The 26,374-nt window shown below is 59.7% G+C and carries 22 protein-coding genes, 6 tRNA genes and 2 pseudogenes; 19 read left to right on the top strand and 11 right to left on the bottom strand.

The features are described 5' to 3' along the window. Window positions 1-20: 20 nt before the first annotated feature. The 15 genes and pseudogenes from rapZ (at window position 21) to ABVS03_RS10095 (ending at window position 17,486) form a co-directional block, all read left to right on the top strand. Window positions 21-956: an RNase adapter RapZ gene (gene rapZ, locus ABVS03_RS10025; protein ID WP_330971196.1), complete on the top strand. Its 936-nt coding sequence runs from the start codon at window positions 21-23 to the stop codon at window positions 954-956. A gap of 2 nt (window positions 957-958) precedes the next feature. Then, the gene (gene whiA / locus ABVS03_RS10030) at window positions 959-1,927 is read left to right on the top strand and encodes a DNA-binding protein WhiA (protein WP_368018999.1); all 969 of its coding nucleotides are present in this window, start codon (window positions 959-961) and stop codon (window positions 1,925-1,927) included. A 287-nt stretch (window positions 1,928-2,214) separates the two neighbouring features. Then, window positions 2,215-3,240 carry a type I glyceraldehyde-3-phosphate dehydrogenase gene (gene gap / locus ABVS03_RS10035; protein WP_330971194.1) on the top strand — a complete coding sequence of 342 codons (1,026 nt, stop codon included), beginning with the start codon at window positions 2,215-2,217 and terminating at the stop codon, window positions 3,238-3,240. Window positions 3,241-3,336: 96 nt separating this feature from the next. After that, on the top strand, window positions 3,337-4,536 hold the full coding sequence (gene pgk / locus ABVS03_RS10040; RefSeq protein WP_330971193.1) for a phosphoglycerate kinase: 1,200 nt from the start codon (window positions 3,337-3,339) through the stop codon (window positions 4,534-4,536). Continuing rightward, window positions 4,529-5,293, top strand: coding sequence for a triose-phosphate isomerase (tpiA, locus tag ABVS03_RS10045; protein WP_330971192.1), 765 nt, complete (start codon window positions 4,529-4,531; stop codon window positions 5,291-5,293). Before pgk ends, tpiA begins: the two co-directional genes overlap by 8 nt. Before the next feature lie 127 nt (window positions 5,294-5,420). Beyond that, window positions 5,421-5,669 carry a preprotein translocase subunit SecG gene (gene secG, locus ABVS03_RS10050; protein WP_330971191.1) on the top strand — a complete coding sequence of 83 codons (249 nt, stop codon included), beginning with the start codon at window positions 5,421-5,423 and terminating at the stop codon, window positions 5,667-5,669. Between the two features lie 265 nt (window positions 5,670-5,934). Next, window positions 5,935-6,927: an ABC transporter permease gene (locus ABVS03_RS10055; RefSeq protein ID WP_330971190.1), complete on the top strand. Its 993-nt coding sequence runs from the start codon at window positions 5,935-5,937 to the stop codon at window positions 6,925-6,927. A 10-nt stretch (window positions 6,928-6,937) separates the two neighbouring features. Continuing rightward, on the top strand, window positions 6,938-7,966 hold the full coding sequence (locus tag ABVS03_RS10060) for an ABC transporter permease (protein WP_368019000.1): 1,029 nt from the start codon (window positions 6,938-6,940) through the stop codon (window positions 7,964-7,966). A gap of 15 nt (window positions 7,967-7,981) precedes the next feature. Further along, window positions 7,982-10,000 (top strand): dipeptide ABC transporter ATP-binding protein, encoded by a 2,019-nt coding sequence (locus ABVS03_RS10065; protein ID WP_368019001.1) that lies wholly within the window; start codon window positions 7,982-7,984, stop codon window positions 9,998-10,000. Between the two features lie 372 nt (window positions 10,001-10,372). Then, window positions 10,373-10,423 (top strand): annotated as a pseudogene (locus tag ABVS03_RS10070) (twin-arginine translocation signal domain-containing protein); the annotation flags it as partial. 25 nt (window positions 10,424-10,448) lie between these two features. Continuing rightward, on the top strand, window positions 10,449-12,152 hold the full coding sequence (locus ABVS03_RS10075; protein ID WP_368019002.1) for an ABC transporter family substrate-binding protein: 1,704 nt from the start codon (window positions 10,449-10,451) through the stop codon (window positions 12,150-12,152). 175 nt (window positions 12,153-12,327) lie between these two features. Further along, on the top strand, window positions 12,328-14,112 hold the full coding sequence (locus ABVS03_RS10080) for an ABC transporter family substrate-binding protein (protein WP_368019003.1): 1,785 nt from the start codon (window positions 12,328-12,330) through the stop codon (window positions 14,110-14,112). An 88-nt stretch (window positions 14,113-14,200) separates the two neighbouring features. Continuing rightward, window positions 14,201-14,291, top strand: a tRNA-Leu gene (locus ABVS03_RS10085). A 114-nt stretch (window positions 14,292-14,405) separates the two neighbouring features. Beyond that, entirely contained in the window at window positions 14,406-16,670 is a 2,265-nt protein-coding gene (locus ABVS03_RS10090; RefSeq protein WP_368019004.1) for a SpoIIE family protein phosphatase, read from the top strand. 57 nt (window positions 16,671-16,727) lie between these two features. Next, window positions 16,728-17,486 carry an ATP-binding protein gene (locus ABVS03_RS10095; RefSeq protein ID WP_368019005.1) on the top strand — a complete coding sequence of 253 codons (759 nt, stop codon included), beginning with the start codon at window positions 16,728-16,730 and terminating at the stop codon, window positions 17,484-17,486. 76 nt (window positions 17,487-17,562) lie between these two features. On the opposite strand, the gene ABVS03_RS10100 is transcribed toward ABVS03_RS10095, so the two are convergent. Together ABVS03_RS10100 and ABVS03_RS10105 are read right to left on the bottom strand one after the other, a co-directional pair. After that, window positions 17,563-17,636 (bottom strand) — tRNA-Cys (locus ABVS03_RS10100). Window positions 17,637-17,687: 51 nt separating this feature from the next. Then, window positions 17,688-17,763 (bottom strand) — tRNA-Gly (locus ABVS03_RS10105). A 174-nt stretch (window positions 17,764-17,937) separates the two neighbouring features. Here ABVS03_RS10105 and ABVS03_RS10110 point away from each other — a divergent pair. After that, complete coding sequence (locus ABVS03_RS10110) at window positions 17,938-18,132, top strand: hypothetical protein (protein WP_368019006.1); 195 nt, start codon at window positions 17,938-17,940, stop codon at window positions 18,130-18,132. A 75-nt stretch (window positions 18,133-18,207) separates the two neighbouring features. Here ABVS03_RS10110 and ABVS03_RS10115 read toward each other — a convergent pair whose 3' ends face one another. The 4 genes from ABVS03_RS10115 to ABVS03_RS10130 form a co-directional block, all read right to left on the bottom strand. After that, entirely contained in the window at window positions 18,208-18,615 is a 408-nt protein-coding gene (locus ABVS03_RS10115) for a hypothetical protein (protein WP_330971182.1), read from the bottom strand. Window positions 18,616-18,779: 164 nt separating this feature from the next. Continuing rightward, window positions 18,780-18,853, bottom strand: a tRNA-Cys gene (locus tag ABVS03_RS10120). A gap of 51 nt (window positions 18,854-18,904) precedes the next feature. Further along, window positions 18,905-18,980: transfer RNA gene (locus ABVS03_RS10125), tRNA-Gly, on the bottom strand. A 100-nt stretch (window positions 18,981-19,080) separates the two neighbouring features. Beyond that, complete coding sequence (locus tag ABVS03_RS10130; protein ID WP_368019007.1) at window positions 19,081-20,604, bottom strand: FAD-dependent oxidoreductase; 1,524 nt, start codon at window positions 20,602-20,604, stop codon at window positions 19,081-19,083. A gap of 139 nt (window positions 20,605-20,743) precedes the next feature. Here ABVS03_RS10130 and ABVS03_RS10135 point away from each other — a divergent pair, with 139 nt between their 5' ends. The 3 genes from ABVS03_RS10135 (at window position 20,744) to ABVS03_RS10145 (ending at window position 23,205) form a co-directional block, all read left to right on the top strand. Then, window positions 20,744-21,931 carry a cysteine desulfurase family protein gene (locus ABVS03_RS10135; protein WP_368019008.1) on the top strand — a complete coding sequence of 396 codons (1,188 nt, stop codon included), beginning with the start codon at window positions 20,744-20,746 and terminating at the stop codon, window positions 21,929-21,931. After that, window positions 21,931-23,031 (top strand): tRNA 2-thiouridine(34) synthase MnmA, encoded by a 1,101-nt coding sequence (gene mnmA, locus ABVS03_RS10140; RefSeq protein WP_368019012.1) that lies wholly within the window; start codon window positions 21,931-21,933, stop codon window positions 23,029-23,031. Before ABVS03_RS10135 ends, mnmA begins: the two co-directional genes overlap by 1 nt. 99 nt (window positions 23,032-23,130) lie before the next feature. Then, window positions 23,131-23,205, top strand: a tRNA-Val gene (locus ABVS03_RS10145). A 522-nt stretch (window positions 23,206-23,727) separates the two neighbouring features. Here the strand turns inward: ABVS03_RS10145 and ABVS03_RS10150 are convergent. The 5 genes and pseudogenes from ABVS03_RS10150 to ABVS03_RS10170 form a co-directional block, all read right to left on the bottom strand. Beyond that, window positions 23,728-24,309: a DUF5714 domain-containing protein gene (locus ABVS03_RS10150; protein WP_330971178.1), complete on the bottom strand. Its 582-nt coding sequence runs from the start codon at window positions 24,307-24,309 to the stop codon at window positions 23,728-23,730. A gap of 513 nt (window positions 24,310-24,822) precedes the next feature. Further along, complete coding sequence (locus tag ABVS03_RS10155; RefSeq protein ID WP_368019009.1) at window positions 24,823-25,152, bottom strand: 3-hydroxyisobutyrate dehydrogenase; 330 nt, start codon at window positions 25,150-25,152, stop codon at window positions 24,823-24,825. 124 nt (window positions 25,153-25,276) lie between these two features. Then, window positions 25,277-25,483, bottom strand: coding sequence for a hypothetical protein (locus tag ABVS03_RS10160; RefSeq protein ID WP_368019010.1), 207 nt, complete (start codon window positions 25,481-25,483; stop codon window positions 25,277-25,279). Window positions 25,484-25,497: 14 nt separating this feature from the next. Next, window positions 25,498-25,932: a DUF5684 domain-containing protein gene (locus tag ABVS03_RS10165; RefSeq protein ID WP_368019011.1), complete on the bottom strand. Its 435-nt coding sequence runs from the start codon at window positions 25,930-25,932 to the stop codon at window positions 25,498-25,500. Window positions 25,933-26,178: 246 nt separating this feature from the next. Next, window positions 26,179-26,374 (bottom strand): annotated as a pseudogene (locus tag ABVS03_RS10170) (hypothetical protein); the annotation flags it as partial.

Raw genomic sequence — 26,374 nt, forward strand, 5'->3', positions numbered from 1 at the left:
CCAGAAGGAAGGACAAGGGCATGGACAAGGCAGGGCAGCAGATGCGTGCGGCCGAAGCGGCAGCACGCGTGCCTGACATCGTGATCATCACGGGCATGAGCGGATCTGGGCGCACACAGGCCCTCCATGCCTTCGAGGATATGGGCTACTACTGCCTCGACAACCTGCCGCCGCGCCTCATCCTCCAGCTTGCCCAGCTTGTCGGAATCAACTCCGGCGTCGGAAGGCATCTTGCGGTCACGAGCGACCTTCGGAGCCAGGGTCTCTTCGAGGAGCTCTCGGATGCGCTGACGCAGCTTTCTGCCCATGAGCTCACGTACAAGGTGGTCTTTCTCGAAGCATCGGACGAGGTGCTGATCCGCCGCTACAAGGAGAACAGAAGAAGGCATCCTCTGGCCTTCGAGGGGGAGAGCCTCGAGCATGCTATCGAGCGCGAGCGCAAGCAGCTCGCGAAGGCGAAGGATGTGGCCGATCTTGTGATCGACACATCGCACATGAGGACATCGGTGCTGCGCTCGCAGCTCCAGCATGCGTTCTCCGACCTTTCCGACCAGCAGCTCATGGACGTCACGGTCTTCTCGTTCGGCTTCAAGTACGGGATGCCGGCAGAGGCAGACCTCATGATCGACGTGCGCTTCCTGCCGAACCCGTTCTACGACCCCGAGATGCGCCATCTCACGGGCCTTGACCCCAAGGTCAGGGACTACGTCCTCGACAATCCGAAGACGAAGGAGTTCCTGAAGGCATGGTGCCGCCTTCTGGATGTTGTGATGCCGGGATATGTGGCTGAAGGCAAGCCTCAGCTCTCGATCGCGGTCGGCTGCACGGGCGGCCAGCACCGCTCGGTCGCTCTTGCAGAGGCGACGGCGAACTACCTCAAGAGCATCGGCTACAAGGTGACGATCGCGCACCGTGACCTGCCGCGCGCAGATGTCGCCCAGAACAAGGGAATGTAGCCATGTCATTCACGGCTGAGGTCAAAGACGAGCTTTCGCGCCAGGAGGGCACGTGCGACATGTGCCCCTTTGCCGAGCTTGCAGCCTTGATCCGCGTCTCGGGGAGCCTCTCCTTCTCCGGGCAGGGGAGATATGCGATCCGCATCTCGACCGAGACCGGTGCCGTCGCTCGCACGGTCGTGAAGTACACGCACAAGCTCCTCGACCTCGATACGTCGCTTACGGTCCGTCACTCCGTGCTCCACAAGACGAGGAACTACCTGATCGAGATACCGGACCAGCCAGAGCTTGCAGACGATCTCGTGACCTTGGGCATCCTTGTGCCGGGGCAGGGGCTTGCGCAGGGCTTGCCCGACCATCTCCTGACGCGGCAGTGCTGCCGGAATGCATTCCTCAGAGGGGCATTCATGGCGGGAGGCTTCATTGCAGATCCGAGAGGCGACTTCCATCTCGAGATTGCCGTCACAGGAGAGGACCTTGCCCAAGGCATCGTCTCCCTCATGGAGACCGTCGGCGTGGCAGCGAGGCTCAACCGCCGCCGCGGCGCCTTTGCAATCTATCTCAAGAGCTTCGAGGACATCGTGCGCCTGCTCGAGGCCATGGGGGCTCAGCGCTCGGCCCATGCGGTCGAGGCCGTTCGGCGCATGAAATCGGTCAAGAATGATGTGAACCGCCGCGTGAATGCGGAGATCGCCAACTCGAACAGATCGTCCGATGCCGCTGTGCAGCAGCTTGCACTCATCGACGAGGCAGAAGAGCTCATAGGACTTCGGCACCTGCCTCCGGCTATCCGCGAGTTCTGCCGTGTGCGGCGTGCCTACCCCGAGCTCCCGCTTTCGGCCTTAGGGCAGCAGTGCACGCCTCCGGCTTCGAAATCGGCCCTCTATCACAGGCTTCTGCGCCTCGAGGCGCTTGTAAAGGAAGCCCGCGGGGACGCGCCTGATGAGACGGATGAGAAGAGCCGCTTATAGCGGCTGAGCTGCCGCCCGCCGATTGCGGGGTAGATTTTTGGCTGCTTGATGCATTGCGTCTTCAAAGAATGGACACAATTCTTCTGACCTGCGGTTTTGTCTTGAGCGAGACGGAAAGGAGGTCTTGTATGTCTACGCATCCGTAGACATTTGAGTCGTCTCGAATCCGATTTTCGAACGGTCTCAAGATAATCCGAATAGAGTCAGACATTTAGCGGTAACATTCCAATTGGAAGAAGGTCAGTGGCGGAGAGAAGCTCCGGCACGACCTCGCGAAAGGAGAAAGCATGGCAGTTAAGGTTGCTATCAACGGCTTTGGTCGTATCGGTCGTCTGGCATTCCGCCAGATGTTCGGTCACGAGGGCTCTGAGATCGTCGCAATCAACGATCTGACCTCCCCGGAGATGCTTGCATACCTGCTGAAGTATGACTCCACGCAGGGCAACTACTCCCGCAACCATGAGGTGACCGCTGGCGAGGACTCCATCACGGTTGACGGCAAGACCATCAAGATCTACAAGGAGGCTGACGCCAACAACCTGCCTTGGGGCGAGCTCGGCGTCGACGTCGTCCTCGAGTGCACCGGCTTCTACACCTCCAAGGCAAAGGCTCAGGCTCACCTGAACGCTGGCGCCAAGAAGGTCGTCATCTCCGCTCCTGCAGGCAACGACCTCAAGACGATTGTCTACAACGTCAACCACGAGACGCTGACCGCTGACGACGATATCATCTCCGCCGCTTCCTGCACGACCAACTGCCTTGCTCCTATGGCAAAGGGCCTCAACGACTACGCTCCGATCGTCTCCGGCATCATGACGACGATCCACGCTTACACCGGCGACCAGATGATTCTCGACGGCCCGCAGCGCAAGGGCAACTTCCGTCGTTCCCGTGCTGGCGCAGAGAACATCGTCCCGAACACCACCGGTGCTGCAAAGGCAATCGGCCTTGTTCTTCCTGAGCTCAACGGCAAGCTCATCGGCGCTGCTCAGCGCGTTCCGACGCCGACCGGCTCCCTCACCAACCTCTATGCTGTCGTCAACAAGGAGGTCACGGTCGAGGGCGTCAACGCTGCAATGAAGGCTTACTCTGAGCAGATTCCGGAGACCTTCGGCTACAACGAGGACCAGATCGTGTCCCGCGATATCGTCGGCATGACCTACGGCTCCCTCTTCGACGCAACGCAGACCATGGTCAACCCGCTCGGCAACGGCCAGAGCCTCGTCCAGGTCACCTCTTGGTACGACAACGAGAACTCCTTCACGTCCCAGATGGTCCGCACCATCAAGTACTTCGAGAAGTTCGTCGCCTAAGTCGCGTTTCGCACAGAAGTTTGGAGGCGCGGTTGCAGCTTTCGGGCCGCGGCCGTGCCTCTTTTTTAGGTACGTTTTCCATTAGGAGGAGTGAACATGGCTTTCACCAAGAAGACAGTTCGCGACGTCGACGTCGAGGGCAAGCGCGTCCTCATGCGCGTCGACTTCAATGTGCCCCTGAAGGACGGCGTTGTCACGGATGACACCCGCATCAAGGCCGCTATCCCGACGATCAAGTATCTGAAGGAGCACGGTGCCGGCATCGTGCTCATGAGCCATCTCGGCCGCCCCAAGGGCGATGGCCCCGAGCCCGAGCTCTCCCTCAAGCCTGCAGCCGAGAAGCTTGCTGAGCTTACTGGCTACGACGTGAAGTTCGTCGACGACACCTACGGCGAGAAGGCTGAGAAGGCCGTCTCCGAGGTCAAGCCAGGCGACATCCTCGTCCTCGAGAATGTCCGCTTCGACAAGCGCGAGAAGAAGAACGATCCGGAGATTGCAAAGAAGCTCGCTTCCTACGGCGATATCTTCGTGCTCGACGCCTTCGGCACGGCTCACCGTGCACAGGGCTCCGTCGTGGGCCCGGCTGCCTACATCCCGGCAGTCGCAGGCTTCCTGCTCGAGAAGGAGGTCGACACCCTGACCTCGATCTTCGCTGAGCCTGAGCGTCCGTTCGTCGCAATCGTCGGCGGCTCCAAGGTTTCCTCCAAGATCGGCGTCCTCGATCACCTGATCGACTCTGCTGACACCCTCATCATCGGTGGCGGCATGGCCTACACGTTCTTCCTGGCTCAGGGCCACTCTGTCGGCACCTCCCTCAAGGAAGAGGATTGGGTCGACCGCGCCAAGGAGATGCTCGAGAAGGCAGAGAAGAAGGGCGTCAAAGTCCTGCTTCCGGTCGACAACGTCGTTGCCGATCACTTCGGCGAGGACGCAAAGGGCGAGGTTGTCGAATCCGACAACATCCCCGACGACCGCATGGGCATGGACATCGGCCCGAAGACCGAGAAGCTCTTCGCCGATGCCATCAAGGGCGCCAAGACGGTGTTCTGGAATGGCCCGATGGGCGTCTTCGAGTTCGACCAGTTCGCACATGGCACCGAGGCAGTCGCCCGTGCCGTTGCTGAGGTCAAGGCGCTCGGCGGCACGTCCATCATCGGCGGCGGCGACTCCGTTGCTGCTATCAACAAGTTCAACCTGGCCGACAAGATGAGCTGGATCTCCACGGGCGGCGGAGCCTCCATGGAGCTCGTCGAGGGCAAGGCTCTTCCGGGAGTGGAGGCTCTTCTCGATGCGTAACAGGATGATTGCGGGCAACTGGAAGATGAACAAGACCTATACGGAGGGCGTCGAGCTCGCCGAGGGTCTCGCTTCCGAGCTCAAGGATGGCACAGGCTCTGTCGACGTCGTCGTCTGCCCGCCGGCAGTCGATCTCAAGGGTGTCTCTGAGGTCATCGAGCAGAAGAAGGCACCGTTTGCACTCGGTGCACAGAACGTCTATTGGGAGGAGTCCGGCGCCTACACCGGAGAGACCGCTCCCGACATGCTGACGAATGTCGGCGCGACGTACTGCATCATCGGCCATTCCGAGCGTCGTGGCTACTTCCACGAAACCGATGAGGAGATCAACAAGAAGGCCAAGGCTCTCATGGCCCACGGCATCGTCCCCATCAGCTGCTGCGGCGAGCCGCTTGAGGTCCGCGAGGCCGGCAAGCACGTCGAGTTCGTCGTCGACCAGATCAAGAAGGACACCGAGGGTCTCGAGATCACCGATCCTTCGAAGTACGTTGTCGCGTACGAGCCGATCTGGGCTATCGGCACCGGAAAGACCGCTACGGCTGACGACGCCCAGGAAGTCTGCGGCGCTATCCGCAAGACCCTCGCCGAGATCTTCGGCCAGGAGACGGCAGACGGCATCCGCGTCCTCTACGGCGGTTCTGCAAAGCCGAACAACGTGGCTGGCTTCCTCGAGAAGGAGGATGTCGACGGCGCACTTGTCGGCGGCGCTTCCCTCAAGGCTGACTCCTTCGCCGCTATGGTGAAGGCTGCGATGTAGCATCTGCTGCATGTAGCATTTCTGGCGCTCCCTTGCCTTCCAGTGGTGGGGGAGCGCTTCTGTGTTACACTTATCAATCGTTGAATATTGATGTGCTGCATGGCGGCACGTGGGAAAGGCGATATCCGTGAGCGTCCTCAACATCATCCTCGTGGTGCTTCTGTTCCTGTCTGGCATTGCGACCTGCATCCTCATCCTCATGCATTCCGGCAAGGGAACGGGTGTCTCCGAGCTCATCGCTTCTTCCATGTACAATGCCTCTGCCGGTTCCGGCATCTGGGAGAAGAACCTCGACAGGCTCACGGTCATCACGTCTCTTGTCTTCATTGCCTGCGTGCTGATCATGGCACTGACGTTCCCGCTCGGCACGATCTAAGCTCTCATAGCAAGCCCTTCCTCATGCCTGGCACTTCGGTGCCGGGCATTTTTTTGCTCCGGCATGTACGGATGCTTGGCCAACTGCATCAGAATTTATGCGCCGTCCATGGACAATTGCATGAAACATGCAAGAAATGTGCTGCACCGTGATACAGTGTAAGCTTGCATGATGCTGGAACGTGACTATGCGTCCGGCAGAGGCACATCTTGTAGGCTTGCCATACCGTAGCCTGTCTCAGGACAGGTGGCTAAGGAGAAGGTCCATGGCACGATTCATCTGGTACATCACCAAGAGGATCCTCAGCTACATCGTGATGATCTTTGTCGCGACTTCGCTGACGTATTTCCTCGCCTGCGCGTTCATGAGTCCGCGCTCGAACTTCGAGTCGAAGACGCCGCGTCCTCCGCAGGACTCCATCGAGGCGTCGCTCGACCGCACGAACCTGAACGACAAGACGCCGGTGCTCGAGCGCTATCAGCGCTGGCTCGGCGGCATCCTCACCCAGTGGGATTGGGGCATGTCTCCTGACGGCGATTCCGTCAACTCCCAGATTGCAGGCAGAATCAGTGCTTCGGTCGAGCTCATGACGCTCGCGACGGTGCTCTCCATCGCTATCGGCGTCTCGCTCGGCGTCTACACGGCACAGCGGCAATACCTGTGGCAGGATAGATTCTGGAGCGGGCTTGCCTCCGTCTTCATGGTCATACCTACGGTCGTTCTGGCCATTCTTGTCGTCTTCTTCGCAATCGAGATCAACCAGCAGACGGGAGCCCGCGTCTTCTATGTCACGGGTCTTTCGAGCTATGCCGGCGACAACATGTTCCTGGCATTCATCGATTTCCTGCAGCACATTCTTCTGCCGACGATCGTCCTCACGATCATCTCGGCGGTCGGCTACCACCTGAGCCAGCGTACGTACCTCTTGGATGAGATGCACGCCGACTATGTGCGCACGGCACGTGCCAAGGGCCTCACGAAGAAGCAGGCCATCAGGAAGCATGCCCTGCGCGCTTCTCTGATCCCGACCTCCGTCCAGGTCGCTTTCTCCATTGCCTCCATCTTCACCGGCGCCGTCATGACGGAAAAGATCTTCGCCATCCATGGCCTAGGTGAATACTTCATCAACTGCATCAACAACAACAATATCAATGGCGCGGTTGCCGTTGCCGCCTTCTCGGGTGCCTGCACCCTCGTGGGCGCTCTGATGGCAGACCTCTTTGCGGCTGCCCTCGATCCGCGCATCAAGATGAGCTAAGGAGATGGCAATGGAAGAGCAGAACAACACTCCTCAGGAAGAGGGCAGGCTCACCAATGCCCAGCTCGAACTCCAGGCAGATTCCCAGGGTCCGACCGAGGTCAAGCGCATCACGTATTCGCGCCTGATTGCAAGGCGCTTCTTCCGCCAGCGCTCGGCTGTGATTGGCCTCATCATCCTCATCATCATGATCCTGATTGCCATCTTCGGCCCCTTCATCTGTGCCTACGACTACACGGAGCCTGACTTCACGGCCTTGAACGTCGCGCCGAATGCACGCCATTGGTTCGGCACGGATGGCGGCGGCTTCGATCTGTTTGCCTGCGTCGTGCATGGCCTGGGCCGCTCCCTTGTCATCGGCATCACCTATTCGCTTCTGACGACGGTGATTGCGGCGACGGTCGGTACCGCTATCGCCTATATGCGCGGCTGGGGCGAGAAGGTTGGCATGTGGCTTCTCGACATGCTCCTTGTCATCCCGTCTTTCCTTCTTGTTGCAATGATCGTGCGCGCCTCTTCCGGCACGCAGGGCTGGATCATGCTCATCGTCGGCCTCACGGCCTTCGGCTGGATTGGCTATGCCCGTACGCTCAGGACCATGGCACTGTCACTGCGCGAGCGTGACTATGTCCGCGCTGCGAAATACATGGGTGTGCCGTCCTTCAAGATCATCGTGCGCCACCTGATCCCGAACCTCGGCTCCATCCTCATCATCGACACCGTCCTCGGCGTCATCTCCGGCATCAACTCCGAGACGGCCTACTCGTTCCTCGGCCTCGGCATCAAGGCTCCGGATACCTCTCTGGGCTACCTTCTCTCCCAGGGCTCCTCTGCCATGCTGTCGGCTCCCTGGATCGTCCTGATTCCGTCGGCCGTGCTGATCGTCCTGTGCGTGAGCATGCAGCTCATCGGCGATGGCCTCCGCGATGCCTTCGACCCCTACTCCCGCGCCGCTGGCTCTGTCGGCGACCAGGAAGACGAGAAGAAGGACGAGCAGGAGAACGCCGACGCCGAAGCCCAGACCATCGAGCTGCACTAGAGCAGGAGCTGTCTTATGACTGATAACAAGAACCAGGTCAAGGACGAGGTCCTTGCCTATGAGATGCTCGAGAGCAAGGGCCCGAAGGGTGCGCCCAAAGGCGACCCGGTGCTCTCGGTCAGAGACCTGCGCGTGTCGTTCGCGACCGAGGCAGGCCGTGTCGACGCCGTCCGCGGCGTGAACTTCGATCTCTGGGGCGGCCGCACGCTCGGCATCGTCGGCGAGTCCGGCTCCGGCAAGTCTGTCACGGCACTTTCACTGATCGGCCTTCTCGACGACAATGCGCATGTCGAGGGCTCGGTCAAGCTCAAGGGAGAGGAGCTGCTCGGCAAGACCGACGAAGAGATGTCGAAGCTCCGTGGCTCCAGGATCTCCATGGTGTTCCAGGACCCTCTGAGCGCTCTCACGCCGATGTTCTCCATCGGTGACCAGCTCGCAGAGGCCCTTCTCATCCACAACCCGAAGATGAGCAAGGAGGACGTGCACAAGCGCTGCGTCGAGCTCCTCACGCTTGTCGGCATCACCGATCCTGAGGACCGCCTTGATGCGTATCCGCACGAGTTCTCCGGCGGCATGCGCCAGCGTGTCGTCATTGCTATCGCAATCGCGAACAACCCCGAGATCATCATCGCCGACGAGCCGACGACGGCTCTCGATGTGACGATCCAGGCACAGATCCTCGATGTCCTCAAGGTCGCACAGAAGGAGACGGGCGCCGCTGTCGTCATCATCACCCACGACCTCGGCGTCGTTGCCGGCATTGCCGACGACATCATGGTCATGTATGCAGGCGCTGCTGTCGAACGCGCCTCGGTCGATACGCTCTTCGCGAGCCCGGCACAGCCGTATACGATGGGCCTTCTCGGCGCCGTGCCGCAGCCTCATGTGGCCGCAGAGCACAGGCTTGTCCCGATCAAGGGCAATCCGCCTTCGCTTGCTGCCATCCCTTCCGGCTGCCCGTTCTCTCCGAGGTGCCCGATGGCACAGGAGAAGTGCCACAGAATAGAGCCGAAGCTCGAGCCGTTTGCGGCAGAGGAGGGACACCTCGTCTCCTGCCATAGGCTTGCAGAGATCCGCGACAAGCACATGACCTACCAGGATGTGTACCCGGAGCTCGAGCCGCTGCCTGCCAAGTGGGCAGACGTGCCGCGCGACCAGAGGCCGATCGTGCTCGAGGTCAAGGACCTCGTGAAGACCTTCCCGATCCAGAGCAAGGGCCTCATCCGCAGGAACAAGGGAACCATGACGGCAGTGGACCATGTGTCGTTCAAGATCCATGAGGGCGAGACCATGGCGCTCGTCGGAGAGTCCGGCTCCGGCAAGTCGACGACGCTGACGCAGATCATGGAGCTCATGAAGCCCGAGGGCGGCTCGATCACGGTTCTCGGCAAGAACATCGCCGATATCAAGAACAACCGCGAGAGGCGCGAGCTCAGGAAGAACCTCCAGGTCATCTTCCAGGATCCCATGAGCTCCCTCGACCCGAGGATGCCGATCTACGACGTCCTGGCAGAGCCGCTCAAGGCCCAGCACTGGGACGATGCGAAGATCAACAAGCGCATCGGCGAGCTCATGTACCTTGTCGGCATCAATCCCGACTACGTCGACCGTTTCCCATCCCAGTTCTCGGGCGGCCAGCGCCAGCGTATCGCAATCGCCCGCGCTCTTGCCACGAATCCGAAGATCCTGCTCCTCGACGAGCCGATTGCCTCGCTCGACGTTTCGATTCAGGCCGGCATCATCAACCTGCTCGAGGACCTGCAGGCAGAGCTCAAGATCTCCTATCTCTTCGTTGCCCATGACCTCGCGGTCATCCGCCACATCTCCGATACGGTCGCTGTCATGCACCTCGGCAAGATCGTGGAATACGGCGAGACCGAGGATGTCTATACGCATCCGAAAGATCCCTATACGCAGGCGCTGCTCTCCGCCATCCCCATCCCGGACCCGCAGATCGAGCGCACGCGCAAGCGTCTTGTCTATCAGGACGGCAAGCTCGTTCCGGCAGAGTCCCTGCTTCCGACGAAGCTCTAGATCATCCGGAAATGTCCTTACAGAGGCGGCCTTCCCATCGGGGAGGCCGCCTCTTTCTCTATCTGCATGTATGCATGCAATATGCAGTTAATAGGTTGATATATGCAAAATGCCAGAGAAGAGTCCAAACGGACCAATTTCTGAAGACTGAAATGAGCCTTGGAGAAATATATGCAGAAAATGAAAGAGCAGGATGAAATGTATGAAGAGAAATTAAGCGAATACGGGTCTGTAAAATCAGCGCTCATAATCTGCAATGTTTCGGAAATAAAAATTCGTTGGCTATAGAGCATGGATACAGTATCCTAAGAAAAGTTGGGATTCATCAAAGACTGCCCAGTAATGCAGTCTTCCAGCGAACAGGGGAGAAACATGCTTTACGACAACGTATCCCGCCGCTCATTCCTGAAGCTTTCGGGCGCCACAGCTGCTGTGGCAGGCCTCGGCCTTGCCGCTTGCGGCAATTCTGGCAGCGGGCTCCACGAAGGATGGCACCACGGCCACCGACACCGGCACCGAGCCCCAGAACGGCTCTCCGGCCACCACGTCGCCCGACCAGCTGCCGCTTCCTGAGAAGGGCCAGGTCTACACCAACCCGAAGGACCGCTCCGAGATGAAGCAGGGCGGCACTGTCGTCATCCCCGCAGGCGAGGTCGGACCGAACTGGAACTACTACTCCACCGAGGGCAACACGGTCGAGATGCATACGTACTGGATGTACTACATGCCTGACATCGTGCTTGCCGATGCAACGCTCACGAAGTTCACGCCCGACCCGAACTTCATCACGAACATCTCGTCGTCCACGGATTCCGGCAAGCTCGTCGTGACTGTCGACTTCAACGAGAAGGCACAGTTCAACGATGGCACGCCGATCGACTATCGTGCCCTTGCTGCTGTCTGGACCGTCATGAACGGCAAGTCCGACAAGTATATGCCGGCTGCCACCGATGGCTACGACAAGGTCGAGTCCGTCGAGCGCGGCAGCTCCGACAAGCAGGCTGTCATCACGTTCTCCGAGCCGGTCTATCCGTACGAGCCGATCGTCTCCCAGATCCTGCATCCTGACGGAACGGATCCGGAGAAGTATCTGTCCTGGAACAACAACCCGCATGCCGAGTGGGGCTATGGCCCGTTCACGGTCGATTCCGTCGACGAGACGCAGGTCACGTTCGTACCGAACCCCAACTGGTGGGGCGAGGCGCCGATGCTTGACTCCGTCCAGTACAAGCAGATGGACTCCCAGGCGCTCTTCAACGCCTTCAAGAACGGCGAGGTGGACTGCACGGGCACTGCCGCTTCTGGCTCTGCCGAGATGCTCTCGAACTTCACGTCGATGGACGACGCCACGGTGCGTCGCGCCGACTCCCTCTCTGTCGCCTGTATCGAGATCAACACGGCACGCGGTGTCCTTTCCGACATCGCCGTCCGCAAGGCCTTCTGCCAGTCGTGCGATCCGTCCACGATCCGTGCGGTCGTGTGGCAGGGCGTGAACTGGGATGAGGAGACGCCGGGATCCCTTCTCGTTCCGAGCTGGGCTGATGGCTATGAGAACAACATGCCGGACGATGTCTACTCGCTCAAGTCCGACGAGCGCACGTCTGCGGCAAAGAAGACCCTCGAGGATGCCGGCTACACGATGGGCGACGACGGCTTCTATGCCAAGGACGGCACGAAGGTCTCCTTCTCCTTCACGACGTTCGGCGACTCCAATACTGTCAAGAACCGTGCTGCCGCCATCCAGACGATGGCAAAGAACGCCGGCATCGACGTCGAGATCGACGCGAAGCCCGCTTCCGAGTTCTCGACGACACTGACGAGCGGCAACTGGGATATCTGCCTGTTCGGCTGGTCTTCCTCCACGACCTATGTCTGGAATGCCCCGCAGATCTATGGCTCGACGTCCTCTTCGAACTTCACGCAGTACGGCACGGCAGAGCTCGATGCAGAGCTTGCGAAGGTCATCACCATCGAGGATCCGACGGAGCAGAAGAAGGCTCTGAACGAGGCAGAGAAGAAGGCACTCCAGTCCTACGCCTTCCTGCCGCTGTTCTCCGGCCCGGACGTGATCGTCACGAAGGCGACGCTTGCGAACTTCGGCCCCGCGCTCTTCGAGACGTTCGAGGCAAAGAACCTCGGCTGGGAGGCATAAGGGCGCAGATCCTATAGCCGAAGAGATTGCCTTTTGCAGGGCGAAGGTGACGGCGGGCGCATGCCTGCCGCCCTTCGCCCTTAAATTTTGACACCATTTACACGAGGGAAACATATTTTCCTGCTTTTGGGCTATGGTTAGATGCACCTGTTAGCCATCTATCAAAGGGGAGAATATGTCTAGCAGTCTTTCACGTCGCTCCTTCCTTGAGCTCACTGGCTCGGCTGCAGCGGTTGCGGCAGGGCTCGGCCTTGCTGGCTGTGGCAATAGCAGCAGCTCGTCCAGCTCTTCGGAATCTTCTGCGTCTTCCGATGTCGAGCCTCAGGCAGGCTCGCCGGCAACAACGCCGCTCGATCAGCTGCCGCTTCCGGAGGAAGGCAAGACCTACAACAATCCGAAGGACTACGATGATGTCCAGGACGGCGGAGAGCTCGTGCTTCCTGCCGCAGAGGTCGGCCCGAACTGGAACTATCTGTCGGTCGAGGGCAATACGGTCGAGATGCACAACTACTGGCTGCTCTATATGCCTGAGACTGTGCACTCCGATGCGACGCTCTCCAAGTTCACGCCCGATCCCGACTTCATCTCGAACCTGTCTTCGTCCACGGACTCCGGCAAGCTCGTCGTGACCGTCGATATCGCCGACAAGGCACAGTTCAACGATGGCACGCCGATCGACTACCGTGCGCTGCAGTCCGTCTGGACCCTGATGAATGGCAAGAACGACTCCTATACGCCGTCTGCAACCGATGGCTATGACAAGATCGAGTCTGTCGAGCAGGGCACGTCTGCCAAGCAGGCCGTGATCACGTTCTCCGAGCCGGTCTATCCGTATGAGCCGATCGTCTCCCAGTTCATGCATCCCGATGCAACGAATGTCGACACCTACACGAATGGCTGGAACGTGAACCCGCACCCCGAATGGGGCTATGGCCCGTTCACGATCGACTCTGTCGACGATACGTCTGTCGTCTTCGTGCCGAATCCGAACTGGTGGGGCGACAAGCCCAAGCTCGACAAGATCACGTACAAGCAGATGGAGGCACAGGCTCTCTACAACGCCTTCAAGAACGGCGAGGTCGACGCCACAGGCGAGCCCCAGTCCGGCTCCTCCGAGATGCTGTCGAACTTCTCGTCCATGGACGACGCGACAATCCGCCGCTCGAACTCCTTGGCCGTCTACAATATCGAGATCAACACGACTCGTCCGGTTGTCTCCGAGGTCGCTGTCCGCAAGGCACTCTACCAGTGCATCGATCCGGCAACGGTCAGAAGCGTCATCTGGCAGGGCGTGAACTGGTCCGAGGAGACGCCGGGATCGCTCCTTGTTCCGAACTGGGCAGACGGCTATGAGGACAACCGCCCGGACGATGTGAAGAGCCTGAACTCTGCAGACGAGCGCACCGCAGCCGCGAAGAAGACGCTCGAGGATGCTGGCTACTCGATGGGCGATGACGGCTACTACGCGAAGGACGGCGCAAAGGTCACGTTCGGCTTCACGATCTTCGGCGACTCCAACACGACGAAGAACCGTGCTGCAGCTATCCAGAAGATGGCAAAGGATGCCGGCATGGACATCGAGATCGAACCGAAGCCTTCCTCCGAGTTCTCGACGACGCTTACTAGCGGCGACTGGGATATCGTGCTGTTCGGCTGGCAGTCCTCGAACACCTACATGTGGAATGCCCCGCAGATCTACGGCTCCACGTCCGCTTCGAACTTCACGCACGCCGGCTCCGCCGAGCTCGATGCCGAGCTTGCCAAGATCGTCACGGTCGAGGATCCTGCAGAGCAGAGCAAGGCCATGAACGAGGCCGAGAAGAAGGCGCAGGAGTCCTATGCCTTCATCCCCATCTACTCCGGCCCCGATGTAGTCGTCACGAAGAAGAACCTTGCCAACTATGGTCCGTCGCTGTTCGAGTCGCTCAAGCCGGTCGCGATTGGCTGGGAGAAGGAGTAGCGGCATCTTCTGCTGCAGGAACAAATTTCAAAATTGTCCTTGCAGTCGGGAATGAGTGCGTGCTAATATAGCTACCGCACTAACCCATGTCGGAGTGGCGGAATTGGCAGACGCGCTAGCTTGAGGTGCTAGTAACTGACTAAAAGGTTGTGCGGGTTCAAGTCCCGCCTCCGACACCAGAACTTGCAGAGGGAGCCCTTCGGGGCTCCCTTTTTTCGTAGGCAGGAACCACAAGCTGCGTGTGCATCTTGGCCTCTCGGGTATAGTGGGGGAAGGCAAAAGAGAGGAGCGCCATGGCAGAGAAGAAGGTTTCCTTGGACGGGCTGGGGGCAGCCACGATTCCGCAGACCTTGGGCTCTGTCCTGGAGCTTACGACCGATGCGGTCATCGCCTTCGATGGCATGGGCCGGATCATCATGGCAAACGAGCAGGCACGCCAGCTCTTCGGGGCGAAGGAGACGATGCTCTTCGGACACCAGATCCAGGAGCTCTTCGCGAAGCCCTATGGCGCAGCCGAGCGTCCCGCCATCTCCGCGCTTGCCAAGGCCGGAGAGAACAGCATCTTCTGGCAGCTGCCATTTCCTTCCGACGGCTCCTCGGTGCTTGTGAGCCTGCCGCGCGAGGGCGATATGCCGCTCGAGCTCCGCGTCAGGTGCGAAAAGACGTCTGCGGCATCCGATACCTACGTGCTCTGTGCCCATGACGCGGACGAGAGCGTCGCTCAGAGCCGCGAACAGGAGCGGATGGTAAAAGACCTTACCCGTGCCAACAGAAGGCTCTCAGGGACGCTCAGAATCGTTCTGGACACCCTCGACAACGACGATATGAGCCAGCTCTTCTCAAGGACGCTCGAAGAGATCGCAGAGACGATGGAAGCGACGGGCACGCTCGTCTATCTCGCAGAGCCGGATGGCTTCCATCTGAGGGGCCATACCGCCTCGCTTGCAGACTCGGCGCTGCCTCCCTTCCTCTCCTACAGAAACGGCATGTCCCGGGTGCTCCTGCGCTCAGAGCATGCGCTGCGCCTCCGTGTCCTGGCACCGACGACATCCGATCTCAGGGCCGGACACACGTCCCGCCGTGAGGTCATAGATGAGGAGACGCACGAGACGCACAAGCTGCCGGCAAAGCTCGTGCCGCCCTTTGCCAGCTTCATCGCCGTGCCGGTCTGGTTCGGTGGCCATGTCATCGCCGTCATCGAGGTCGGCTGGGAGAGGCTCCATCCGACGACGAAGGAGGACGGACGCCTCCTCGATGCAGTCGCAAGCTACCTCTCGGTCCAGCTCATGGGTGCCTTCACGCAGATGCGCACCGAGCATGCGGCACGCCTCGAAGCTCTCCATTCAGACCTCAGGGAGAAGCTCTATGCAGCGGGGGAGCCCTCGCCTGAAGACGGGCTTTCCTTCTTCAGCCAGATGGCAGAAGGCATCGGCTGCATCTTCTGCCGGGTCGAGGAGAACGACTATGGCCCGACAGCGGTCGCGTATCTGCCGAACAATGGCATGCGCGCCCTTCCGATGGAGGTAGAGGATATCGTCGGCTCGAAGCTCGGAAACGAGGTTGCGCTTGCACGGATCGATGCGGGCTCTCGGCTCTCCGACTGGCTTTCCAGCCTCGGCGAGTGCTCGATCGGTGCCTTCGTCGATGCCGGCAAGGTCATGGACCAGAAGGTCGCCTTCATGGTGCTGCGCCCGCAGGATGCAGAGCCGCTCGATACCGACGAGCTCTCGTTCATACACAAGTGCACAGACGACTTCTGCGAGCTCATGGCAGGCACAGCCCGCCGCATGCAGGACAAGAGGATCTCGCAGGCCCTGCAGCTCGGCATGAGAAACGAGCTCCAGGAGGTAGAAGGCCTCACGGCCTCTGGCATCTATTCGTCTGCCACGGCCGATGCCTTCGTCGGCGGCGACTTCTACGACCTCATCCGTCTGCCCCAGCGCCGCGCTGCTGTCATCATGGGCGATGTCTCGGGCAAGGGCGTCGAGGCAGCCTCGGTCTCAGCCGCTGTGAAGACGGCCCTCGGCGCCTACGCCTGGGAAGGGCTCGCACCAGCTCGCATGGTGAGGAGCCTGAATGACTTCCTCCTCGGCTTCTCACGCATCGAGACGTTCGCGACGCTCTTCATAGGGCTCATCGATATCGAGAGCGGCAAGATCTCCTACTGCAGCGCAGGGCATCCGCCTGCAATCCTCTACCGCGCAAAGAGAGGCGAGCTTGAGACGCTCGATGTGCAGTCGGGTGTCGTCGGCGCCTTCGAGGACATGACCTATATCGACGGAGAGACCACAGCAGATCCTGGTGACTTCCTTCTGCTCTATACGGATGGCACGACCGAGGCCAGGAACCCTGTGGGAGCCTTCTTCGGCGAGGACGGGCTCAAGGATGCGATCATGCAGCAGATCCCCAAGGGCTTCGATGGGATCCTGGACCGGCTTCTGGCGACCCTTGATACCTTCACGGCCAGAAACCTCGACGACGATGTCGCAATGGTCGCTGTGCGCTACGACGGGCTCAGGACGCAGGATGGGCCTGAAGCTGCGCCATCTGCAAAATAGCCAGCGCAATCTGCCACCCTCCGTGTATGAATTCCCGTGTTCGGGAATAGAAAAGGCATGGAGCATACCTCTGACATAGTCGTTCTGCCTGTGGAATCCGATTTGACCGTGCTGACAGCACCGCGTCTTCGGCATGACCTCGACGCCCTCATCGACGGGGGATGCAAGCGCATCATCCTGAACATGGGAAAGGCGACCTATATCGATTCTGCGGGCATGGCAACGATACTGCTCGAGATCCGGAAGATGCGTGCCGCCGGAGGCCTCCTTTCCCTCATCAACGTCTCGAAGCCTGCTTTTCGCTCGCTGAGACGCGTGCGTGTCGTCGATTTCGCGCCCGTGATTCCGGCTGACACGACGCGGCAGGTGCCTGAGCTCGACCCACGTGTCGAGCCGCTCTGGCGACGGGTCCTCTGCTCCGATGCGGACCACATGCATGAGACAAGGCAGCGGGTCGAACATCTTCTCGAGAATACGATGCTTACGGCCGATGAGGCGTTCGATATGACGCTTGCATGCGGCGAGGCGCTCGGCAATGCGTTCGACCACACCGATTCGCGCTATACGCTCGTGACCGTGAGCTGCTATCCCGACCGAGTGACGCTCGATATCACCGATACCGGCAAGGGCTACCAGCTGAAGGCGGGGGAGGAGCCGAAGACGACATCTGGCTCCACGCTCGAGCGCGGACGTGGCATCAAGCTCATGCGGCTTCTCGCAGATGAGGTCACGATCTCTCTCAAGTCGTCGGGCAAGGGCACGCAGGTGAGGCTCGTGAAGATGCTCGATCAGGCACCGGAGAGCGCACAGCAGTAGCTCCGGTACAAGATTCAGACATATGAGCAATCTCGGCATGAAAAAGGGGACCGCAGAAGCGGTCCCCGAACTTTTCTGGAGGCGAGACCCGGATTCGAACCGGGGGTAAGGGCTTTGCAGGCCCGCGCCTTACCACTTGGCCATCTCGCCGTTATGAAAAAGGCCGACATACGAGGATTCGCAGGACGGCCGGATAATCAATGGAGCGGGCTACGGGATTCGAACCCGCGGCCTCCACCTTGGCAAGGTGGCGCGCTACCAACTGCGCTAAGCCCGCGTGCGGTTTAAGAATATACGCGAATATCGCCGGGAGCGCAAGAATAAATCTTCAATGTGTGGGGAAAGCGTGGATGCGGGGGTTCAGGAAATCCCGGGATGTGTCGCCGGACAGGCGTATAACGGAAGCTGAAGAGGGGAGCAGGGAGCTGAAGGCTCGAGGAGATGGTTTCCCATGAAGTTTGGCATGAGGCGTCCCTCATGGAAGAAGTCGCTTGCCGCGAGGACGACGGGAAAGTACAAGCGCCGCATGAAGCGGGCACTAGACCCCTTCTACGGGAAGCGCGGCATGGGGTTCGTGCACGATCCGAAGCGTGCTGTCAGAGGCGCCATCTATCGGCGCACGACCTTTTCCTCTTCGACCTCATGAAGCCGAAGAGAAGAAGGCGCTAGAAAGAAAGCTCCGGCGAGAAGCTCTTCCTTCTCGCCGGAGCAGATGCACGTGCTAGCGGTCCCTGGATCCTTCTACATCGAAGGAAGACGTCTCGCCGGGATGCGCGGCAGCATGCGCGCTTTCGGCTTCTGCTTCCTCGTTCTTGAAGCCGCCCTGGATATCAAAGACAAAGCGATTCGTGCCGCTCCTGCCGCCCTTGTCGAAGATGGCGGTCTTGCCGTCATCGGTCAAGCGGTAGTTGTAGGCGGTGCGGAAGAATCGTGCCGTGGAGCCGTTGCCTTCATGATCGAAGGTGAGGGGATAGTAGAAGACAGCGCCCTGCCTTCCGGGGAACTTGTGGTCAGACTCCCAGACTTCGAGGACACCGGTCGTGCCGGCAAGGTTTCTTGCCACGACGCCTGAATCCTCTTCTGCCTCTCTGAGGACGGCGATGCGGGCCTGGCCGATCTTGTGCGGCATGCGCATACCTCCTTCATATTCTTGAGCCAACTCGAGCATTGTGGCACAAGCAGCCGACAGAAACCTTGAGAGAGGGGCTGAGCGGGAGGAATGATAACGAAGGAACACCAATTCATCAGAAGAGCTGCAAAAAGGGGACCGCAGATGCAGTCCCCGAACTTTCCTGGAGGCGAGACCCGGATTCGAACCGGGGGTAAGGGCTTTGCAGGCCCGCGCCTTACCACTTGGCCATCTCGCCGTTATGAAAAAGGCCGACATACGAGAATTCGCAGGACGGCCGGATGATCAATGGAGCGGGCTACGGGATTCGAACCCGCGGCCTCCACCTTGGCAAGGTGGCGCGCTACCAACTGCGCTAAGCCCGCGTGCGGGAAATACTATATGTGAAAGCGGCCGTGCGTGCAAGAACTTTTTTCGGCAAGATTTTTTAGGCCTGCTGCGGGGCGAAACGAAATGCTCCTATCCTCAGCCGGCATCCAATCTGATGTGGCTGCCGGCGCTCTCCCTTCTTCTCCTCATGGCCTCGATCATCTCCTGTGCCGTGGCAAGAGCGGCTTTGGCTTCGAGCGTCTGGAAGATGGCTCTGGCATCCTGCGTGGGAAGTGCGGTGCGCGCAATCGCCTCATCGATCAGGTGAAGGGAGCTCTGGGCCGCCACGAGGTCATGCTCGCATCGGGGAGCGAGACAGGCGCTGTCGAGGGCAAGGCGTATTGCCGGAAGGGCTTTGGCGGCGAGAGGAGAGCATGTGCTGGGAAGTCCAGCCATGCCTTCAAGAGGTGCTGAGACGCCTTCTGCTGTCTTTGCAGCCGCTTCTCCGGTCCTGATACCGAATACGATGCAGTTTGCGCTTGAAAGGCCGCCGAGCCGGTCTGCACCATGCATGCCGCCTGTCGCCTCTCCTGCGGCAAAGAGTCCGGGGACGCCGGTCCAGCCGTTGCGGTCGATCCTGATTCCGCCATTGCTTGCATGGGCGAAGAGCGCGAGGCGGAAGCTCTGATCGAGAGGATGGCCAAGGCGCTTTTCGAGCCAGGAGAAGTAGGTGCGGTCGAGCTCGGGCAGGGGGTCGGGCAGATTCTCATAGTGTGCAGGGGCACCTTTTTCGCCTGCTTCCGCTATCGCAAGATCGATTGCAGCATCTCCCAACCGTGTTGTTGCAGGTCCATGGGTGCTCCTGAGCTCGAAGAGATTTCTGGATATCGAGGAAGCTGCTCCGTCTTCGAATGCAAGATAGCGGAACGTCTTCTCGTTGAAGATGACAGGGCCCATCTCGGTGAGGATTGCCGGCATGAGCTGGATGAACTCGAGGTTCACGAGATGAGCGCCGGCATCCTTTGCAAGGGCATGGGAAATGCCTGTGTCCTCGTCAGCACCTATATGCCTGCCGAAGAGGCCTGCCGTGCCTCCGGTGGCAAGGATTGTGGATGAGGCGGGAACGTCGATGAAGGAAGAGGATGTCTCGTCGAAGAAGATGGCACCCTGGATGCTGCCATCGTCTGCCTTCCTCAAGCGTGCAAGAGATGCATGCTCGATGAGATGGACGTCCAGGTCTTGGAGACGTGCTGCCATGGCATCTCTGAACTCGGCCCGGCCTAGCCCTCGCCAGAGGCGTGCCTTGTGGTCGAAGCAGGGGATGTACTCGCGCTCCTCTGGGTGATCGGGCGCTCTGAGCGCAACGCCGTGGTCTTCGAGCCATTGCATGGCAGGATAGATGCCCGAGACAAAGCTTCTGACGAGTGCGGGGTCTGCCGCACCTGAACCTACCGCGAGAATGGTCTGGACAAGGTCTTCCTCGTCTGCTGCCGACTCAGGTGCGACCATGCCGAGGCCCCAGGTGGCAGAGGAGAAGGAGGAGCCGGAGAAGACAGGACCGGCAGATGCAAGCGTGATCTTCGCTCCTGCCTCTGCGGCAGAAACCGCTGCTGAGATGCCTGCAAGGCCTGTCCCTACGACGAGGACATCGGTTGCATCGAGATGGAGGAGCTCTGGCATAGAGGCCGCCTTCCTGCGCATTTGGTAGTATGGGGTGCGCATGCAGCACACCTTTGTGCTGCCTTGTATCTTGGCACACTTCGCAGAGCCAGGCATCACTGCCCTCTGCGGTCACGATTCTTCGAGCGGATGTCCCTCTATGGATGCAACGAAAGAGATATATCTCGACTATGCAGCGGCAACGCCGGTAGCACCTTCCGTGCTTCGGGCGATGCTTCCCTATATGTCCGATATGTTCTACAACCCTTCTGCCCCGTATCGGCTTGCAAGGAAGGCGAAGGCAGACTACGAAGAGGCCCGGTCCCGGCTTGCCCATGAGATTGGCGCCAAGCCTGACAACCTCATCATCTGTGCCGGCGCGACCGAGGCGAACAACCTTGCCATCAACTCTGCCGAAGGCAGGGTGCTGGTGCTTGCAACAGAGCATGAGAGCGTCCTTGCGGCAGCAGAAGCGAAAGACCATGCGCTGATTCCGGTGCATCGGGATGGGCGGGTGGACATGGAGACGCTCGAGAAGCTGCTCACCCCTGAGGTGGGGCTTATCTCCATCTCTCTTGCGAACGGCGAGATCGGGACGATCCAGCCCATCCGTGACATTGCGAAGCTTGTCGCAGAGAGGCGGCAGTCAAGGCTTGCGGCAGGGGGAAAGATGCCGCTCTGGCTCCATACGGATGCCTCGCAGGCTGTCAATGCCCTTGCTATCAATGTGGCATCGCTCCATGTGGACATGCTCACGCTCTCTGCCGCGAAGATCTACGGGCCAAAGCAGGTCGGCCTTCTCTGGGCCGAGGACGGCATCGCAATAAAGCCGCTGCTCCAAGGTGGTGGCCAGGAGGGCGGTGTCCGTTCCGGCACAGAGAATGTGGCAGGAGCTGTCGGCTTTGCCTGTGCGCTCGAAGAGGCCACGGCACACCGGACCCAGGAGGCAAAGCGGGAGCAGAAGCTTCGGGACAGGCTCCAGAAAGAGCTTTTGGAGCGCTTCCCCTGGGCCGAGGTCGAGGGTCCGAAGAAGGCAAAGCTCCGCCTTCCCGGCCTTCTGCACATCTCCTTCCCGGGCCTCGAAGCAAGGAGGCTCGTGATCCTGCTCGAGGACAGAGGGGTCTCTGTCGGCACAGGCTCTGCCTGTGCGGCAAGCCGGATGCGGGAGAGCCATGTGCTCGAAGCGATAGGAGCTGCACCTGCTGTGGCAGATGGAAGCTTGAGGATCACGCTCGGGGCTCCTGTGACAGAAGAGGACATTGAAGAGGCGGCAGCCAGGATCGGAAACGCCGTCGAGGAAGAGGCAAGAAGGCGTGGCCTCGATCCGCGTACGGGAAAGGCGGCATGATGGGCAAGAAGGTATTCCTCGGCATGAGCGGAGGCGTGGACTCGGCCTTGTCCTGCGCGCTCCTCGTAGAGCAGGGCTTCGATGTCACGGCTGTCTATATGAGGAACTGGTCGAAGGACCTTCCTGGCTTCAAGTGCCCCTGGGCAGAGGACCTGGCCGATGCGGAGCGCGTAGCGGTGAAACTCGGCGTGGATCTTGAAGTCTGGGACTGCGAGAAGGAGTACAAGGAGACGGTCGCAGACTATCTTGTCGATGCCTATGCCCATGGCTATACGCCGAATCCTGATGTGATGTGCAACCAGACGGTGAAGTTCGGCACGTTTGCCGAGCGTGCCTTCAAGGAAGGCGCCGATCTCATCGCAACAGGGCACTACGCAAGGACGGCTCCGGCACTCACGGATGGAGGACCTGCCAGGCTCCTTCGCTCTGCTGATGAGCACAAGGATCAGACCTACTTCCTCTGGCGCGTGCCCGGCACGACGTTCAATCGCGTTCTCTTCCCGGTCGGCGGCTACTCCTCGAAGACAGACGTTCGTGCTGCCTGCGCAGAGCGCCATCTCGGCATCGAGACCAAGCCGGACTCCGATGGCATCTGCTTTATCGGTCCTGTCGGCATCCGTACCTTCCTGCTCGATACGCTCGAGAAGAGGGCAGGCGACATCGTCGAGTGGGAGACTGGCAAGGTGCTTGGACACCATGAGGGGGCATTCCTCTTCACAGTAGGACAGAGGAAAGGACTCGATCTCGGAGGCGGCCCTGCCCGCTATGTGGTGGCAACCGATACGAAGGAAAATGTCGTCTATGTGACGGCAGACAAGATGTGTCCGGGACTTTGGACGAAAGAGCACACGCTCGAAGATTGCCACTGGATTGCTGGCACGGCGCCTGAAGCAGGGGAGTGTCTCGTCCGCACGAGGCACACAGGTCCTCTTTGCGAAGCTCGGCTCTCTGTCTCCGAGGACGGAAAGAGCGCTACGGTCTCGTTCGCAGAGCCGGTGCGCACCGTGGCGCCGGGGCAGAGTGCGGTCATCTATCGTGGTCTCGAGTGCGTGGGCGGTGGCATCATCGCTCCCGATCCTGTGATGAAACCGCGAATTTAAGGGCAATCGCAGATTTGGGAAAGTTTTTCTTGCACAGGAGCCACGATTCGCGTAAAGTATCTTTCTGCTGCAGGGCACCCCAACCCAGCAGAGATAATCGGGCGTTTAGCTCAGGGGGAGAGCGCTTCCCTGACACGGAAGAGGTCAGAAGTTCAAATCTTCTAACGCCCACCAAACATTCGCAGCCCAGAGGATTGCCTCTGGGCTGCTTTTCTATCTGTGTCCTGCATACATGAACCAAGGTTTCTGAACGTCTTGAATAGGCATCCCCGCGACCTGCTGTTCCAGAAATCCTCTGCATGGCTGAAGCTTCTGCCGTGGCAATATGAAGGTCTCTCCGGACGTCCTCGGCGGCAGCATCGTGCCTGGCACGTATCCAGCGATGCATCCGGCTGCCGGCCCAAGAGATGCACACGCCGGGTGGACACATCCAGAAATCCCCAGGAGTACCTGCAAAGCCTTTCGGGGCAGATTGGGCGTGGTGGCTTGATCTGCCCCCGGGCGTGGACCGATGCATGGGCTCCATCTAATACGTCTGAGCCTTTGGAGAAGAAGGATATACAGTCAGCCGCACTGTGTGCTGCAGAGGCGGCTCTGGTGCAGGGGGCTGAAGTCTTGGGAGATGGGTATATGAAGCCATCTGCGGCAGAGTGCCTTCTGCTGGAGATCATGGATGCAGGCAGCTGCGCGGATGAGTCAGGCATCCGCCTCCGTCTTTGGGAAGAACGGACACTTCTTGCCCAGGCACTGGGCATTGTACGGATGGAACTCGCAGACGATGCTGTCCTTCTTAAGGCTGACGCCGAAGCGCTCATGCACATAGTCAACCGCTGTCTGCAGCGATACATACGCATCGCGCTTGCAGCAGCGCGGCCCGCCTATGCGCGACAGGCCGTCCAGCGCACGCGACGTGTAGCGCATATGGCTGCCCCATGAGTCGTCGTCTGAAAGCGGGCCTGTCTGTTCCAGAATGCTGAGCGCGGCTCCTATGGATGCTGTCGCTCCGCATACGCCCCAGCGTCCGCACATGGCGCCAGGCATCTTGAGACCGCGCGACATGAGCTCTGCCAGTGCAGCAGCAAGGTCGACGTCTCCTCCTGCGTTGCGGTATGCACTCAGCAGTGCCGCCCCATCCAGCACATGGTGTTCCGGCCCGTGCATGCGTACAAAGTCCTGCCGTGCCACGTTCATGAACACCTGATAGGGGCTGGTGCTTGTCTGCTTCAGACATGCATCCACGATCAGCCTTCCACGTTCCTCAAGAGTGAGCTCGCCCATGTTGCCTCCGGATATCGCGCCTCTTTTCCATGATACGCCATCTGCCAGGAGTGTCCTTCATAAGCGGAGCAAGAGCCGCAGCTCAGGGCAAGGCTTCGGCCCGGCAGCTCTTCTGGGAGGCATCTTGCTTGTCTTCATGCTCTGGTCCCAGACATCGCATTTTCTGCGGCATGCGGGAATATGAAAAGGGTAGACCAGCTCCATGTCTGGATGCGCTTCGATGGAGCAAGCTTTTCTGCCGCTCAATAGTGGGGAACGTATCTCGCACCATAGATGGGATTGGCTTCTGTGTTGCTCTCGCCGAGTTGCCGTGCTTTCGATCTGTTCATCGCTATGATTGCAAATTGCGCGTGCACTGATGCCGAGCATTGCGCGGCGTAGCCGGGATTGTCTGCTGGCGGATCTCTTCTTCTGAATTGGCGGGCTTTCGAAGTTCTGCAAAGACGGATACAGCAAAGCAGGCCAGAGACTCCAGCCTCTGGCCTGCTTGTCCTGTACATCTTGATTCCCGTGTCACAGATAGACGTCTGCCTCTTCACGGCCGAACTTGTGCAGCAGCTCATGGCAGGGCCTGCAGGCTGCGCAATCGCACCACTTGGCGCCCTTGGCCTTGCGCTCCTCTGCGTGGGCAACGTTTCTTGCGGCAACGTCTGCGCCGAAGAGCTCCTTCGCCTTGTCGGAACTCATGAAGCCGATGAGGGAGTCGATTGTGGTCTGGTGGGCGCTGATAGCATCGAGCAGGGTGTTCGTTGCGGCATCGGCATCCTTGCCGGCTGCGATAGCGTCCTTCCAGGCCTGGGCAGACTTCTTCGTATCGGCAGAGGCGGAAGGCGCAGCGAGCATCTCGTCGACCTTCTGCGCAGTGTAGTCAAGTAGCTCTTTCTCCGTAAGGCATCTCCCTTGTCTCGTGTTTTGTCTGACGCTCTCTTTATACCCATCATCTCATTTGGCGAGAGGAGAGACAGGCTCAGAGGTCTGCCTCGTCGAGGCGCGAGACCATCTCCTCGAGCATGAAGCGGTTTGCAAAGAGCTGCCGGTAGGTGGCGGTCTTCGTCTTGCCCTGCGCCTTGAGGGTCTGAAGCTTCTGGTCCGTCGTGGCAAGCTCGTCTCTCAGGCCTCGGGCAAAGCACTCATAGCGTTCGAGCTTCTCTGCCATGTCCTGTGCATCTTCCATAGCAGTGCTCCCGACTAGTCCTGGGGACCTGCATAGGTGCAGGAGGAGGCAAAGCCGTAGTAGAGCGTCAGGATGTTCGGCAGGAAGAAGGCGGCGATGCCGGTGCCGGCTCCCTTGCCGTACGACTTTGCCTGCCTGATGCAGAAGCGCATCCACCAGACGAGGGCAAGGATGCCCGCAGCGATCGTGATGACACCGGAGACTCCATCTTCATGGTCCCTGAACAGGCCGTAGACAACGTTTGCGGCAAGCCAGACCCAGAATGCGGTCTGGTCCTTCCAGGCAATCTTGAAGGCGATATAGACGTTGTAGAGGGGGATGAGGGACTTCCAGCCAGCGATGCCTGCCTTCGTGAACATCTTCCAGTAGGCAACGACGAGCAGGATGAGCAGGACAATGATGAAGAGGGTATAGGCACCGAGTGCGGCAGCGATTGCTGAAGTGGACATGATTGTCCTTTCTGAAGGACTTGCGTTTTCCAGACGACACAGGAAGCTGCAGATTCATGGAACGGGGGTGTGGGATAGCTTCTGAGCTGCCATTCAGAAGACAGACATCAGAGCATGCGGAGGAACGCGCGACAGGCAGAATGGATATGCATGTCTGCAGGCAGGCAGAACGAACATGATCTGTGAGGAGCATGTTGTAGCGCGAAGTCTGTTCTGCCATCCGGCATGGGGAAAGCTTTCTTCCTGCTACTGATGTGGCATGTCCTTCAGAGAGGCAGCGGCATCTGCCATCACCCGGTCGATGAGCGCTCGGTCAATGCCGAGGGTGGCCATCTGCTCGGCGAGGATGCTCTTGGCCCGCTCGAACCCTTCCTGCCGGCCGAGCGCTACCCCTTCCTGCCGGCCGAGTGCGATTCCTTCCTGGATGCCCTCTTTGCGGCTG

Origin of the sequence: Olsenella sp. AGMB03486 (assembly GCF_040884255.1) — a bacterium.
GTDB lineage: Bacteria > Actinomycetota > Coriobacteriia > Coriobacteriales > Atopobiaceae > Olsenella_L > Olsenella_L kribbiana.

Coding starts and splice junctions, on each gene's coding strand:
- ABVS03_RS10090 (WP_368019004.1), top strand. CDS start 14,406: ATGGCAGAGAAGAAGGTTTCCTTGGACGGGCTGGGGGCAGCCACGATT.
- whiA (WP_368018999.1), top strand. CDS start 959: ATGTCATTCACGGCTGAGGTCAAAGACGAGCTTTCGCGCCAGGAGGGC.
- gap (WP_330971194.1), top strand. CDS start 2,215: ATGGCAGTTAAGGTTGCTATCAACGGCTTTGGTCGTATCGGTCGTCTG.
- ABVS03_RS10130 (WP_368019007.1), bottom strand. CDS start 20,604: ATGCCAGAGCTCCTCCATCTCGATGCAACCGATGTCCTCGTCGTAGGG.
- ABVS03_RS10115 (WP_330971182.1), bottom strand. CDS start 18,615: ATGCCGCACAAGATCGGCCAGGCCCGCATCGCCGTCCTCAGAGAGGCA.
- ABVS03_RS10095 (WP_368019005.1), top strand. CDS start 16,728: ATGGAGCATACCTCTGACATAGTCGTTCTGCCTGTGGAATCCGATTTG.
- ABVS03_RS10065 (WP_368019001.1), top strand. CDS start 7,982: ATGACTGATAACAAGAACCAGGTCAAGGACGAGGTCCTTGCCTATGAG.
- ABVS03_RS10150 (WP_330971178.1), bottom strand. CDS start 24,309: ATGGGCGAGCTCACTCTTGAGGAACGTGGAAGGCTGATCGTGGATGCA.
- ABVS03_RS10060 (WP_368019000.1), top strand. CDS start 6,938: ATGGAAGAGCAGAACAACACTCCTCAGGAAGAGGGCAGGCTCACCAAT.
- ABVS03_RS10080 (WP_368019003.1), top strand. CDS start 12,328: ATGTCTAGCAGTCTTTCACGTCGCTCCTTCCTTGAGCTCACTGGCTCG.
- rapZ (WP_330971196.1), top strand. CDS start 21: ATGGACAAGGCAGGGCAGCAGATGCGTGCGGCCGAAGCGGCAGCACGC.
- ABVS03_RS10110 (WP_368019006.1), top strand. CDS start 17,938: ATGAAGTTTGGCATGAGGCGTCCCTCATGGAAGAAGTCGCTTGCCGCG.
- ABVS03_RS10160 (WP_368019010.1), bottom strand. CDS start 25,483: ATGGAAGATGCACAGGACATGGCAGAGAAGCTCGAACGCTATGAGTGC.
- tpiA (WP_330971192.1), top strand. CDS start 4,529: ATGCGTAACAGGATGATTGCGGGCAACTGGAAGATGAACAAGACCTAT.
- pgk (WP_330971193.1), top strand. CDS start 3,337: ATGGCTTTCACCAAGAAGACAGTTCGCGACGTCGACGTCGAGGGCAAG.
- ABVS03_RS10155 (WP_368019009.1), bottom strand. CDS start 25,152: ATGCTCGCTGCGCCTTCCGCCTCTGCCGATACGAAGAAGTCTGCCCAG.
- mnmA (WP_368019012.1), top strand. CDS start 21,931: ATGGGCAAGAAGGTATTCCTCGGCATGAGCGGAGGCGTGGACTCGGCC.
- ABVS03_RS10055 (WP_330971190.1), top strand. CDS start 5,935: ATGGCACGATTCATCTGGTACATCACCAAGAGGATCCTCAGCTACATC.
- ABVS03_RS10165 (WP_368019011.1), bottom strand. CDS start 25,932: ATGTCCACTTCAGCAATCGCTGCCGCACTCGGTGCCTATACCCTCTTC.
- ABVS03_RS10135 (WP_368019008.1), top strand. CDS start 20,744: ATGGATGCAACGAAAGAGATATATCTCGACTATGCAGCGGCAACGCCG.